This is a genomic window from Mycobacterium sp. (genome assembly GCF_035603715.1).
Taxonomy (GTDB): domain Bacteria; phylum Actinomycetota; class Actinomycetes; order Mycobacteriales; family Mycobacteriaceae; genus Mycobacterium.
The window spans coordinates 1-13,023 of sequence record NZ_DATNJW010000136.1 but is presented as its reverse complement, the minus strand read 5'-3'; the positions used below and the strand labels follow the sequence as shown (position 1 = coordinate 13,023).

General features: G+C 65.0%; 14 protein-coding genes and 2 tRNA genes. 6 read left to right on the top strand and 10 right to left on the bottom strand.

Going from position 1 to position 13,023, the window contains the following annotated elements; translation table 11 throughout:
• The 3 genes from VN856_RS06255 to VN856_RS06245 all read right to left on the bottom strand — a co-directional run.
• The coding region (locus tag VN856_RS06255) for a uracil-DNA glycosylase (protein ID WP_325687209.1) at window positions 1-383 on the bottom strand (383 nt) is incomplete at its 3' end.
• A complete protein-coding gene (locus VN856_RS06250) occupies window positions 380-670 on the bottom strand; it encodes a DUF1330 domain-containing protein (protein ID WP_325687207.1) in 291 nt (96 codons plus the stop codon). The genes VN856_RS06250 and VN856_RS06255, both read right to left, overlap by 4 nt.
• A gap of 48 nt (window positions 671-718) precedes the next feature.
• On the bottom strand, window positions 719-1,684 hold the full coding sequence (locus tag VN856_RS06245) for a thiamine-phosphate kinase (RefSeq protein WP_325687205.1): 966 nt from the start codon (window positions 1,682-1,684) through the stop codon (window positions 719-721).
• A 76-nt stretch (window positions 1,685-1,760) separates the two neighbouring features.
• Between VN856_RS06245 and VN856_RS06240 the strand changes: the two genes are divergently transcribed.
• Window positions 1,761-2,285, top strand: coding sequence for a DUF3515 domain-containing protein (locus VN856_RS06240; RefSeq protein ID WP_325687203.1), 525 nt, complete (start codon window positions 1,761-1,763; stop codon window positions 2,283-2,285).
• Here VN856_RS06240 and VN856_RS06235 read toward each other — a convergent pair.
• Together VN856_RS06235 and VN856_RS06230 are read right to left on the bottom strand one after the other, a co-directional pair.
• Window positions 2,282-3,403, bottom strand: coding sequence for a D-alanine--D-alanine ligase family protein (locus VN856_RS06235; RefSeq protein WP_325687211.1), 1,122 nt, complete (start codon window positions 3,401-3,403; stop codon window positions 2,282-2,284). The two genes, VN856_RS06240 and VN856_RS06235, sit on opposite strands and share 4 nt — an antisense overlap.
• Before the next feature lie 57 nt (window positions 3,404-3,460).
• Complete coding sequence (locus VN856_RS06230) at window positions 3,461-4,462, bottom strand: NAD(P)H-dependent glycerol-3-phosphate dehydrogenase (RefSeq protein ID WP_325687201.1); 1,002 nt, start codon at window positions 4,460-4,462, stop codon at window positions 3,461-3,463.
• Between the two features lie 145 nt (window positions 4,463-4,607).
• On the opposite strand from VN856_RS06230, the gene cofC reads away from it, so the two are divergent.
• The 3 genes from cofC (at window position 4,608) to VN856_RS06215 (ending at window position 8,510) form a co-directional block, all read left to right on the top strand.
• Window positions 4,608-5,273 (top strand): 2-phospho-L-lactate guanylyltransferase, encoded by a 666-nt coding sequence (gene cofC / locus VN856_RS06225; RefSeq protein WP_325687199.1) that lies wholly within the window; start codon window positions 4,608-4,610, stop codon window positions 5,271-5,273.
• A gap of 72 nt (window positions 5,274-5,345) precedes the next feature.
• Window positions 5,346-7,538, top strand: coding sequence for an RNA degradosome polyphosphate kinase (locus VN856_RS06220; protein WP_325687197.1), 2,193 nt, complete (start codon window positions 5,346-5,348; stop codon window positions 7,536-7,538).
• A 60-nt stretch (window positions 7,539-7,598) separates the two neighbouring features.
• The gene (locus VN856_RS06215; protein WP_325687195.1) at window positions 7,599-8,510 is read left to right on the top strand and encodes a bifunctional NUDIX hydrolase/histidine phosphatase family protein; all 912 of its coding nucleotides are present in this window, start codon (window positions 7,599-7,601) and stop codon (window positions 8,508-8,510) included.
• Between the two features lie 78 nt (window positions 8,511-8,588).
• On the opposite strand, the gene VN856_RS06210 is transcribed toward VN856_RS06215, so the two are convergent.
• From VN856_RS06210 to leuC, 3 genes are all read right to left on the bottom strand, one after another.
• A complete protein-coding gene (locus tag VN856_RS06210) occupies window positions 8,589-9,197 on the bottom strand; it encodes an HU family DNA-binding protein (protein WP_325687193.1) in 609 nt (202 codons plus the stop codon).
• A 200-nt stretch (window positions 9,198-9,397) separates the two neighbouring features.
• Window positions 9,398-9,994, bottom strand: a complete 597-nt coding sequence (gene leuD / locus VN856_RS06205) for a 3-isopropylmalate dehydratase small subunit (RefSeq protein ID WP_325687191.1) — start codon at window positions 9,992-9,994, stop codon at window positions 9,398-9,400.
• Window positions 9,995-10,011: 17 nt separating this feature from the next.
• Window positions 10,012-11,445, bottom strand: a complete 1,434-nt coding sequence (gene leuC / locus VN856_RS06200) for a 3-isopropylmalate dehydratase large subunit (protein WP_325687189.1) — start codon at window positions 11,443-11,445, stop codon at window positions 10,012-10,014.
• Window positions 11,446-11,496: 51 nt separating this feature from the next.
• On the opposite strand from leuC, the gene VN856_RS06195 reads away from it, so the two are divergent.
• Both VN856_RS06195 and VN856_RS06190 read left to right on the top strand, forming a co-directional pair.
• Window positions 11,497-12,198, top strand: coding sequence for an IclR family transcriptional regulator (locus tag VN856_RS06195; RefSeq protein WP_325687188.1), 702 nt, complete (start codon window positions 11,497-11,499; stop codon window positions 12,196-12,198).
• Window positions 12,199-12,255: 57 nt separating this feature from the next.
• The gene (locus VN856_RS06190; protein ID WP_325687187.1) at window positions 12,256-12,756 is read left to right on the top strand and encodes a PPOX class F420-dependent oxidoreductase; all 501 of its coding nucleotides are present in this window, start codon (window positions 12,256-12,258) and stop codon (window positions 12,754-12,756) included.
• Between the two features lie 33 nt (window positions 12,757-12,789).
• Here VN856_RS06190 and VN856_RS06185 read toward each other — a convergent pair.
• A tRNA-Glu gene (locus VN856_RS06185) sits at window positions 12,790-12,862 on the bottom strand.
• A gap of 84 nt (window positions 12,863-12,946) precedes the next feature.
• A tRNA-Gln gene (locus VN856_RS06180) sits at window positions 12,947-13,018 on the bottom strand.
• Window positions 13,019-13,023: the final 5 nt, after the last annotated feature.

The following is a 13,023-nucleotide window of genomic DNA, read 5'->3' as shown; positions in this document are numbered from 1 at the left end:
CGGTTGAGCAGTAGCACCCCGCGCTGCGCCCACGGTGTGAGGTCGCCGCAGGACGGCACCGGAAAGCCTAAGTCTGTGCGATATTCGGCGAAAATGTTCTCCAGACTCCGCGGCAGCGGCCGCACGTCGGCGGCCACCGAGAAGCTCAGGCCGACGGCGTGTCCGGGCGTCGGATACGGGTCCTGGCCCACGATCAGAACCCGGACCCTGTCGAACGGAAAGGTGAAGGCGCGCAACACATTTTCACCGGCAGGCAGATATCCACGGCCGGCCGCGATCTCCGCGCGCAGGAATTGACCCATCGTGGCGACTTGCTCCTCGACGGGCTGCAGGGCCGTCGACCAGCCATCGTCGATGAGTTCGCGCAGCGGCTTGGCGGTCACGCCAGCCCCTCGATCAATAGCACCACGGTGTCCGCTCCCGTGACGCGGTCCTTCGAAATCTCCTGATATTCATCAGATTCCGACCACAACCGGAATTCGGACTCGTCAGGAAACGACATCAGCACCACCTTGTTCCGATCCCAGCTGCCCTCGACGACCTGCGGCCGCTCGTCGGCGGCCAATAACGTTCCGTGATACCGACGGAAGACATCCATGAACCGCATTTGGTACCGGTCGTAGGCAGTGCGGTCGGTGAACCGTAGTTGTGCGATCGCGTAGACGGTCACCGGGTCACCTTACTGCGCAATTGTCCGGCATCTCCGCGGCCCGCATCGTCATCGGCCACCGAACGACTGCCACCCTGCATACCCGCGCCACGGTGCACCGTCGACGAGCACGTCAGCCGGCCCGTCGCAAACGCGCCCGATCACCCGCCACCCCGCGGGAACCGGACCGGGGAACGCCGCGACCAACGCATGGTCTTCTCCCCCACCGAATACCCAAGTCCACGGGTCGACGCCGACGGCTTCGGCAGCGCCGACCAATAACTCACGATCTACGCTCAGTGCCTCGGTGCTCAGGTCGATCACCAGTCCCGATGCCTCGGCGACATGTCGAAGGTCGCCGACCAAGCCGTCAGAGACGTCGATCATCGCCTGTGCGCCGGCTCCGGCCGCCACCCGACCCTGGCGGTACGGCGGTTGCGGAACCAGATGGCGTCGACGTAGCTCGTTGAATCGGTCGATACCGTTGTGCCACAGCGCATATCCAGCAGCCGAACATCCCAGTTGACCGGCGACGGCGAGTTGCGAGCCAGACCGCGCACCGGACCGCAACACCGGCGCGTGGCCGGCGAGATCACCGAGCACAGTCACCGACACGACCCACTGCGGGCTGGCGACCAGATCTCCCCCGACGATGCCGGCGCCGACCCGGGCGGCTTCGTCCCACATTCCGTCGGCCAGCGCGTTGACCTGTGCGGCAGCGGTTTCGGGTGGCGCACCGAAGCCGACGACGAACGCGGTGACCCGTGCACCCATCGCTTCGATATCGGCGGCGTTCTGCGCCACGGCTTTACGGCCGACGTCGTGCGGCGTCGACCAGTCCAGCCGAAAGTGCCTGCCCTCGACCAGCATGTCCGTCGACACGACCACGCGACCATCGGGGGCGATCACCACCGCGCCGTCGTCGCCTGGCCCGAGGGCGACGTCGGGTGACTCGGGCCGACCCCGAGTCATCCGGTCAATCAGCTCGAACTCACCGATATCGCCGAGGGTGCGATCGGACTCGCCGCTGCTCATCCCACCTCCTCGATGATCGCTGGTCTGCGAACAACGGTAGGTTCTACTGCGCTGAGTTCGAGCAGAGGGTGACGTAATGGCCGAATCCGACGGCCCGCCACGGGCGGCGCTGATCGCCGCGCTGGTTCTGGCGATCGGTGTTGTGGTCGTCGTTCTGGCGATCGCGGCGACTCACCACCACACCGCACCGGTCGTTGTCGCCGCGGTGCCTGCGCCGCACGCGGACGATGCCGCCTGCCACAAGCTGGTGGATGCATTGCCACAGCGACTTGGCGACTACAGCCGGGCCACGCTGGTGCAACCGGCTCCGGCCGGTGCCGCCGCGTGGCAGCCCGCAGGCGAGGGAGATCCAGTGATACTGCGGTGCGGCCTCGACCGTCCTAGCGACTTTGTCGTCGGCTCACCGATCCAGCAGGTCGACCGGGTGCAGTGGTTCCAGGTCAGCCAGGATCAGCGATCCACCTGGTACGCGGTCGATCGACCGGTCTACCTGGCACTCACGCTGCCACCGGGCTCCGGACCGACGCCGATCCAGCAGCTCTCCGAGCTGATCGACCGAACCATGCCGGCGCGGCCAGTCGCCCCGACGTCGGGCAATTAACGCAGACCCATCCCACGCGCCAGCGCTGTGTCGACCATGGTCGCCAACAGGGTTTGATAGTCGACGCCGCTGGCTGCCCACATCCGGGGATACATCGAGATCGTGGTGAATCCGGGCATCGTGTTGACCTCGTTGATCAGCGGCCCGTCTTCGGTGAGAAAGAAGTCCACCCGGGCCAGACCCCGGCCGTCAATCGCCTTGAACGCCCGAATCGCCAACTCGCGCACGGCATCGCTCACGTCGTCGTCGATCTTGGCGGGCACGTCGAGTTCGGCGGCGTCGTCAAGATATTTGGTCGCGAAGTCGTAGAAAGAATCTTCCCGTCCGCGGACTCCGGCCACCCGGATCTCGCCGACGGTACTGGCTTGCACTGTGCCGTCGGGGAATTCGAGCACACCGCACTCCAGTTCGCGGCCGATGATCGCGGACTCGACGATCACCTTCGGATCGTGCTGACGCGCATGGGCGATCGCCGCGGGCAATTCCTGCCGATTGGCCACCCGGCTGACGCCGATCGACGAGCCGCCGCGAGCGGGCTTGACGAAGGCCGGAAGCCCAAGTCGGTCAAGCTGTTCGGCGTCCAGCGTGGTCTCCGATGGCCGCAGCACCGCGTAGTCGCCGATCGGTAGCCCCTCGGCCACCAGCAGCTTCTTGGTGAACTCTTTATCCATCCCCGCCGCGCTGGCCAGCACCCCCGCACCGACATACGGCACACCGGCGAGTTCGAGCAGACCCTGGATGGTGCCGTCTTCCCCGTACGGCCCGTGCAGGACCGGAAAGACCACGTCGACCGACGCCAGCACCTCAGCCCCACCGGGCGCCAGCGATACCAGCTGACCGGCGAGACGCGGGTCGGCCGTCAGCGCCAGCTCGGTGCCCGACTCCGGACTCACCCCTGGCAATTGCCGGTTGGCGATCGCCAACGAGTCGGGATCACCGTCGGTCAGCACCCACGAGCCTTCCGGCGTGATGCCGACCGCGACCACCTCGAACCGCTCCGGGTCCAGGTTGCGCAAAATGCTGCCTGCCGAGACGCACGAGATGGCGTGCTCATTGCTGCGTCCGCCGAAGACGACGGCAACTCGGACGCGACCGTGATCGGGCGTCCTGGACGGCAAGCGGGCGTTCACAACCTAGAGAGGCTACCGTCTGGCGTCGCGGTGCTGGTTACAAGCTCATTCCGGCTTGGTGCTGCGCCCCAGCAGGGCAACCACCGCCTGGTCCACGGACAACCCCTTGTGGCAGACCCGTTCCACCGCGTCGGTCAGGGGCATCTCGACGTCGTAACTCGAGGCCAGCGCCAGCACCGACTCGCACGACGTCACCCCTTCGACGACGTGGCCACCACGCTCTCGCAGCGCCGACTCCAGCGTTTCGCCGCGCCCCAGACTTTCGCCGAAACTGCGGTTGCGCGACCGGGGCGACGTGCAGGTAGCCACCAGATCGCCCACCCCGGCCAGGCCGGCCAGCGTCGCACCCTTGGCGCCGACCGCGATACCCAGCCGCATGATCTCGGCCAGACCGCGGGTGATGATCGCCGCCGCGGTGTTTTCGCCGAGGCCTACCCCGGCCGCCATCCCGCAGGCCAGCGCGATGACGTTCTTGCACGCGCCGCCGATCTCGGTCCCGATGACATCGGCATTGGTGTACGGCCGGAAGTATCCGGCATTCAGCATGCGCTGCACGGCAACCGCGCGCCCGGAATCGCTGCAGGCGATGACGGTGGCTGCGGGTTGCCCGGCAGTGATCTCGCTGGCGAGATTCGGACCGGAGATCACCGCGACTTGCGACGGATCGACACCCGTGACGTCCACGATGACTTGGCTCATCCGCATCAGAGTGACCAACTCGATGCCCTTGGCCGTGCTGACCAGGGTGGCGCCCTTGGTGATCAGGCTCGTCCACTGCTCGAGGTTGCTTCGCATCGTCTGCGCGGGCACGGCCAGCAGCACCGTGGTCACCCCGTGCAAAGCCTCGGCCGGATCAGCGGTGGCCCGGATGCCGGCCGGCAACTGCACACCAGGCAGGTACCCGGGGTTGTACCGACTGGAGTTGATGTTGTCTGCGACGTCGGAACGCCGCGCCCAGAGGGTCACCTCGCCGCCGGCGTCGGCCAGCAGTTTGGCGAGCGCCGTGCCCCACGCGCCGGCACCCATTACCGCTGTCGTGGTGGCCATGATCTGTCTCGGTCCCGTCTAGTCAGTGTGCTCTAACTCCCGGCGCTTCACCGTAGCCCAGCGACGATGCAGGCCGGGACGTCCTGAAAAGGAGGTGGGAATCGGGCGTAGCCCGCCCGGCGATCCACCCTGGCAGGATGGTTCCGTGAGCCGCAGTCAAGCCGACACCGACGATGACGTCGGCTTGATCGTCGCCGTCAAGCGGCTGACCGCCGCCAAGACGCGACTGGCGCCCATCTTCTCCGCGCGGACGCGCGAGAGCGTCGTGTTGGCAATGCTGGTCGACACCCTCACCGCCGCGTCGAGGGTGAGTTCTGTTCGCCGCATCACCGTCGTCACGCCCGACGACGTCGCCGCCGCGGCGGCGTCCGAACTCGGCGCCGAGGTGCTCACCGATCCGACCCCGGACGGCCACTTGGACCCGCTGAACAACGCGATCGCAGCCGCCGAACGCGTGGTGTCCCAGTCGGTCTCGAACATCGTTGTGTTGCAAGGCGATCTGCCGGCATTGCAGCCGCAGGAACTTGCCGAAGCGATTGCCGCGGCACGCCGGTACGAGCGTAGTTTCGTCGCCGATCGCCTCGGCACCGGCACGGCGGCGCTGTGCGCGTTCGGAACCGCGCTCGACCCCCGGTTCGGGCCGGATTCGTCTGCACAGCACCGACATTCGGGTGCGATCGAACTCACCGGTGCATGGCCGGGACTTCGTTGCGACATCGACACACCCGGCGACCTGGCCGTCGCCCGTCGTCTCGGAATGGGACCGGCGACGACCCGCGCGGTTGCAATCTCGGCACCCCAGCGGGGGTAACGATGGGTAAACAGCTCCTCAACGGCAAATGTTGGCCACCTAGTCGGTGGCAGCACCCCCCGCCCATGGGGAATGATCACAAGAGTGACTGACATCGAAGCCCCGGACACCACTGTCAGCGACGAGACGCCCACGTGGCAGTCCGCAGATTCTGCGCCGGGTGCACCGCCCGCCACAACCGCCGACGCAGTCGATAACCCACTCCCCGAAGATCGCTATCTAAACCGTGAATTGAGCTGGCTGGACTTCAACGCGCGCGTCCTGGCGCTCGCGGAGGATACGTCGCTGGCGCTGTTGGAGCGGGCGAAGTTCCTGGCGATCTTCGCCTCCAACCTCGATGAGTTCTACATGGTGCGCGTCGCCGGCCTGAAGCGGCGCGACGAGATGGGCCTGTCGGTGCGCTCCGCGGATGGACTCACCCCACGCGAGCAACTGCGCCGCATCGGCGAGCAGACCCAGAAAATCGCCACCCGGCACGCAGAGGTTTTTCTGAACTCGGTGGAGCCCGAGCTGGCGCGCGAAGGTATTCATATCGTCACATGGGCCGACCTGGATCAGGACGAACGTGACCGGCTGTCGACGTACTTCACTGAGCAGGTGTTCCCGGTCCTGACTCCACTGGCCGTGGATCCCGCTCACCCGTTCCCGTTCGTCAGCGGCCTGAGCCTGAACCTCGCCGTCACCGTCAAGCTGCCCGACGACGGCGGTCAACATTTCGCCCGAGTCAAGGTGCCCGACAACGTCGATCGATTTGTCGAACTCGACGAGCGTGGTGGCGCTGACGAGTCGTCGCGGAAGAAAGAAGTCCGCTTCCTGCCGACTGAGGAGCTGATCGCGGCATTCCTGCCCGCGCTGTTCCCCGGCCTGGAAATCGTTGAACACCACGCATTCCGGGTGACCCGCAACGCTGACTACGAGGTCGACGAAGATCGCGACGAAGACTTGCTGCAGGCGCTGGAGCGCGAGCTGGCCCGTCGGAGGTTCGGGTCGCCGGTACGCCTCGAGGTGGCCGACGACATGACCGAGCACATGTTGGAGCTGCTGCTGCGCGAACTCGACGTGCATCCCGGCGATGTGATCCAAGTGCCGGGGCTGCTTGATCTTTCGTCGCTGTGGCAGATTTACGGCGTCGACCGCCCCGATCTGAAGGATCCCGCATTCGTTCCCGCGACCAGCCCCGCGTTCGCCGACCGGGAAACGCCGAAGAGCATTTTCGCGACGCTGCGCGAGGGTGACGTGTTAGTGCATCACCCCTACGAATCGTTCTCGACCAGCACACAACGATTCATCGAGTTGGCCGCCGCCGACCCCAACGTGCTGGCGATCAAGCAGACGCTGTACCGCACGTCGGGTGACTCGCCGATCGTGCGGGCCCTGATCGAAGCCGCCGCTGCCGGAAAGCAAGTCGTGGCGCTGGTCGAAATCAAGGCACGGTTCGACGAACAAGCCAACATTCGGTGGGCGCGAGCATTGGAGCAGGCGGGGGTACACGTGGTCTACGGCCTCCTCGGCCTTAAAACGCACTGCAAGACATGCCTGGTGGTTCGCCGCGAGGGCTCAACGATCCGGCGCTACTGCCACATCGGGACCGGCAACTACAACAGCAAAACCGCTCGCCTCTACGAAGACCTCGGCCTGCTGACCGCCGATCCTGACATCGGCGCCGACCTCACCGATCTGTTCAACACGTTGACGGGCTATTCACGCAAGCTTTCCTACCGCAACCTATTGGTCGCGCCGCACAGCATCCGGGCAGGCATCGTCGAACGCGTCAATCGGGAGATCGCCGCACATCAGGAAAGCGGAAACGGGCACATCCGGCTGAAGATGAACTCCCTCGTCGACGAGGGGGTCATCGATGCCCTCTACCGCGCGTCGCAAGGCGGGGTGCGCGTCGAGATCGTGGTGCGTGGAATCTGCGCCCTGCGCCCCGGCGTCGAGGGCTTCTCCGAAAACATCACCGTGCGCTCGATTCTCGGACAATATCTAGAGCACTCGCGGATCTTCAATTTCCACGCGATCAATGAATACTGGATCGGCAGCGCCGACATGATGCACCGCAACCTGGATCGCCGCGTCGAGGTGCTGGTCCAGGTCAAGGATCCCCGCCTGACCGCGCAACTGAACGACCTTTTCGAATCGGCGCTCGATCCTTCGACACGCAGCTGGGAATTGGGGCCGGACGGCCAATGGACGGCGATGCCGCGAGCCGGCCACAAGGTTCGCGACCACCAGGTGTCGCTGATGGAGCAGCACCGCAGCTAAACGCTCAAACTTCTGGCCACAGGGTCCACCCGGGCCCCGAATTGACTTGCAGGAGTTCAGGTGCCGACACAGTCGTCGTCGAGCAAGATCGTCCTCGCCGCGGGCGTTGTGCTGTGGCGTCCCGGGTACCGCGAGTCCGCCGCGGAGATCGCCGTGATTCACCGTCCTCGATATGACGACTGGTCGCTGCCCAAGGGAAAGGTCGATCCCGGCGAGACCGAGCCGGTGACCGCCGTGCGTGAAGTATTCGAGGAAACGGGGCACCAGGTCGAGCTGGGCCGTCGAATTGCGACGGTGAGTTATCCGATCGAGCAACGCACAAAAAAAGTGCAGTATTGGTCGGCGCGTAGCCTCGGTGGCAGTTTCGCTCCGAACCACGAGGTCGACGACCTACTCTGGCTACCAGCCCCCGCCGCGATCAAAAAGGTGTCGTATGCCTACGACCGAAAGGTATTGCGTCGGTGGGCCAAAGAACCGGCGGATACTCAATCGGTTCTGATAGTGCGGCACGGCACTGCAGGCAGCAAGTCCCGGTTCTCCGGTGACGACAAAATACGGCCGTTGGACAAGAAGGGCCGCGCGCAGGCGGAGGCACTTGTCGCGCAGTTGTCGGCCTTCGGCCCAACCGATGTCTACGCCGCGGATCGGGTGCGATGCCACCAAACCGTGGAACCCTTGGCCGAGGAGCTGGGCGTCACCATCAACAACGAGCCGACACTGACCGAAGAGGCTTACGCCGACAACCCCAAGCGCGGTCGACGGCGAGTGCTACAGATTGCCGGCGCGCACCGCGCACCGGTGATTTGCACACAGGGCAAGGTGATTCCGGACCTGATCGCGTGGTGGTGCGAGCGCGACGGGGTCCGCCCGGACAAGTCCCGCAACCGCAAGGGCAGCACGTGGGTGATGTCGCTGGCGGAGGGCCGCCTGATCGCCGCCGATCACATCGGCAGCGCATTGGCCCCAACGTAGTGACCTGACACGCAAATTCGCCGCGGAGCGGCTCAAGAGCCGGGTCCGCGGCGAATCTGCGTTCGATGCGGTGTGTGTCTAGCGACGGCCGCGACGGGCTGTGGCCTTCTTGGCCGGAGCCTTCTTGGCCGGAGCGCGCTTGGTTGCGGCCTTGCGGGCCGGAGCCTTCTTCACAACCTTCTTGACGGCTGCCTTGCGGGCCGGAGCCTTCTTCACAACCTTCTTGGCGGCTGTTTTCTTGGCCGGAGCCTTCTTCGCAACCTTCTTGGCGGCTGCCTTCTTGGCCGGAGCCTTCTTCACAGCCTTCTTGGCGGCTGCCTTCTTGGCGGGCGCTTTCTTCGCCGCCTTCTTGGCCCCACCGCTTGCGACAACACCACGTTTCACTGCTGGTCCTTCCGCCGGGAGCCGTTGCGAGCCAGAAACAACCGCTTTGAATTGTGCGCCGGGCCGGAAGGCCGGCACGGAGGTCGGCTTCACCTTTACCGTCTCGCCGGTGCGGGGGTTACGGGCTACGCGGGCCGCGCGGCGCCGCTGCTCGAAAACACCGAACCCAGTAATGGTGACGCTGTCGCCCTTGTGCACTGCGCGCACAATCGTGTCGACGACATTCTCGACGGCCGCGGTTGCGTGCCGACGGTCTGAGCCCAATTTGTCTGTGAGTACATCGATGAGCTCTGCTTTGTTCATGCAAATCCTCCGAAGCTAGTGGCCCACGATTGGACCGACTAGAGGACACGGTAAACCCTCAGGTGCCTGATTTCCAAGAGCCACGCGCAATTTCAATGGTTCCTGGCGAACTTTTTAGGAATCCGCTTGCCGCGCTTGGGAGGTGGCGCAGCCGTCAAATACAGCTGTGCGGCGCCTCGAATTCGGGCGCAATCGAGCCGTTAGGCCGTTGGCAAAGTCTTCGGTTTCCAGTCCGGGCGAGCCGCCTCAAAGACTTCGATCTGATCCTGTTTCCGCAGCGTAAGGCCTATGTCGTCAAGACCTTCGAGCAGACGCCAGGCGGTGTAATCGTCAATCTTGAACGGCACCACCACCGTTCCCGCCGACACATTCCGATCTTGAAGATTGACAGTGATTTCCAACCCCGGGCTGCTCTCGATGAGCTTCCAAAGAAGTTCGACATCATCCTGAGCAACTTCGGCCGCTAACAGACCCGCCTTGCCCGCATTGCCCCGAAAAATGTCGCCGAACCGCGACGAGATCACTACCCGGAAGCCGTAGTCCAAAAGCGCCCACACCGCGTGCTCGCGCGAGGATCCGGTGCCGAAATCGGGTCCGGCGACCAGTACTGAACCTCTGTCAAATGGGCTGAGATTGAGCACAAACGACGGATCGTTGCGCCACGCGGCGAACAATCCGTCGTCGAAACCCGTTCGGGTCACTCGCTTCAAATAGACCGCGGGAATGATCTGATCGGTGTCGACATTGGACCGCCGCAGTGGCACTCCGATGCCCGTGTGGGTGTGAAAAGCGTCCATTGGATTTCTCCCTCTCCTCAGTTCAAGTCGGCCGGGGCGGAGAGCTTCCCGCGCACCGCAGTGGCGGCGGCTACCGCCGGTGACACCAAATGCGTACGGCTGCCCTTGCCCTGGCGGCCTTCGAAATTGCGGTTTGAGGTTGCGGCGCAGCGCTCTCCCGGTGCCAGTTGGTCGGGATTCATTCCCAGGCACATCGAGCAGCCGGCCTGACGCCACTCGGCGCCTGCGGCGGTGAAGATCTCACCCAGCCCTTCGCTTTCGGCCTCCGCGCGTACCCGCATCGACCCAGGCACGATCAGCATCCGCACCCCGTCGGCCACCTTTCGGCCCCGCAATATGTCAGCGACCGCGCGCAGATCCTCGATGCGACCGTTGGTGCAGGATCCGACGAACACGGTATCGACCGTGATCTCGCGCATCGGGAGTCCGGGCCGAAGGTCCATGTACGCCAGCGCTTTCTCAGCCGCCTGCCGCTCGTTGTCATCGGTCATCAGCTCGGGATCCGGGACCGAGGCACCCAACGGCACTCCTTGGCCGGGATTGGTGCCCCACGTCACGAACGGGGTCAACGATGCGGCGTCTACATAGACTTCGGTGTCGAACTCGGCGCCGTCGTCGGTGCGTAACTGATCCCAATAGGCCTGCGCTGCATCCCACTGCGCACCCGTCGGAGCATGCGGGCGACCGCGCAGGAATTCGTAGGTGGTGGCATCCGGTGCCACCATGCCCGCCCTGGCCCCGGCTTCGATACTCATGTTGCAGACCGTCATCCGGGCCTCCATCGACAGCGATTCGATGGCACTGCCCCGGTATTCGATGACGTGGCCCTGACCGCCGCCGGTGCCGATCTTCGCGATCACCGCGAGGATGATGTCCTTGGCGGTCACCCCGGCCGGAAGCTTCCCGTCCACGTTGACGGCCATCGTCTTGAACGGCCGCAGCGGAAGTGTCTGGGTAGCCAGCACGTGCTCGACCTCAGAAGTGCCGATTCCCATTGCCAGTGCGCCGAATGCGCCGTGGGTGGAGGTATGACTGTCACCGCAGACGATCGTCATTCCCGGTTGGGTCAGACCCAATTGCGGACCGACGACATGCACGATGCCCTGTTCGATGTTGCCCATCGGGTAGAGCTGGATTCCGAATTCGTCGCAATTGCGGCGCAGCGTCTCGACCTGGATGCGCGAGACCGGATCCGCGATCGGCTTGTCGATGTCGATCGTCGGCACGTTGTGGTCTTCGGTGGCCAGCGTCAGATCGGGGCGCCGCACCGGCCGGGCGGCCAGTCGCAGACCGTCGAAGGCCTGCGGGCTGGTCACTTCGTGCACCAGGTGCAGATCGATGTAGATCAGGTCGGGTTCGCTGTCGCCGCCCGACGCCACCACGTGGTCGTCCCAAACCTTTTCCGCCAGCGTGCGCGGACGCGCAGCGTCGTGGGCTGAAGTTTTCGTCACGAGCTCATCCCAATTCGTTAATCTCACTATGCGAGACGTTAGTATCTCTCTGTGAGACAGGATAGCGGCATCGGCGTTCTCGACAAAGCCGTGGGGGTATTGCACACCATCGCGGAATCACCGTGCGGACTGGCCGAATTGTGCGATCGCACAGGATTGCCCAGGGCCACCGCGCACCGGTTGGCCGCGGGCTTGGAAACGCATCGGCTGCTGGCCCGCGACAGCGAGGGCCGTTGGCGTCTGGGTCCCGCGGTCAGCGAACTGGCGGCTCAGGTCAACGACCCACTCCTGGCGGCCAGCGCGGCGGTGTTGCCGCGACTGCGCGAGATCACCGGCGAGAGCGTGCAGCTCTATCGGCGCGAAGGGAGCTCGCGAATCTGCGTGGCTGCGATGGAACCGCCTGCGGGACTTCGCGATACCGTTCCGGTCGGTGCGCGCTTGCCGTTGACCGCCGGCTCCGGCGCCAAAGTACTGCTGGCCTACGGTGACGACGCCACTCGTGCCGCGGTGCTGCCCGACGCGAAGTTCAGCGACCGCGTGCTGGCCGAGGTACGGCGACGGGGCTGGGCGCAAAGCGCGGCCGAACGCGAGCCTGGAGTGGCGAGCGTGTCAGCCCCGGTGCGCGACGCGCACGGTTCGGTGATCGCCGCCATCTCGGTGTCAGGGCCGATCGACCGGATGGGCCGCCGGCCCGGTGCGCGCTGGGCGGCTGACCTATTGGCGGCCGCCGACGCATTGACTCGCCGGTTGTGAGTCGCACCGCATTGCCCGCCGTTCACGCGCAGATTCGTGACCTGAGACACTGTCGCCATGGGAACGAAGCAGCGTGCGCAGATCGTCATGTCCGAGGCGGAGATCACCGACTTCGTCACCAGTAGCCGTACCGGCACGCTGGCCACGATCGGCGCCGACGGACAGCCGCACTTGACCGCGATGTGGTACGGCGTGGTCGACGGAGAGATCTGGTTGGAGACCAAAGAGAAGTCACAAAAGGCCGTCAACCTCAAGCGCGATCCACGGGTGAGCTTCATGATCGAGGACGGCGACACCTACGACACCCTGCGCGGGGTGTCATTCGAAGGTGTCGCCGAGATCGTCGACGACCCCGACGCGATATTTCGGGTCGGCGTCAGCGTGTGGGAGCGCTATACCGGGCCCTACACCGACGAGATGAAGCCCGCGGTCGACATGATGATGAACAAGCGGGTCGCCGTGCGCATCGTCAGCCAGCGCAGCCGTTCGTGGGATCACCGCAAGCTTGGGATTCCGGCGATGCCGGTCGGCGGCTCGACCGCCTCGGCGGCAAGCTAGCGGGAATCGACACGCAGCTCGCTGGTGGATGAGTAGCCCCGATGGGATTCGAACCCACGCTACCGCCGTGAGAGGGCGGCGTCCTAGGCCGCTAGACGACGGGGCCGGAACCGATCCGAGCTGCCAGCATAGCTCACAGCCCTACGCCCACCTAATCGCTATGCGGTGGAACGACGTTGGAAAAATACTGCTGGGGTACCAGGACTCGAACCTAGAATGGCTGAACCAGAATCAGCTGTGTTGCCAATTACACCATACCCCATTGGC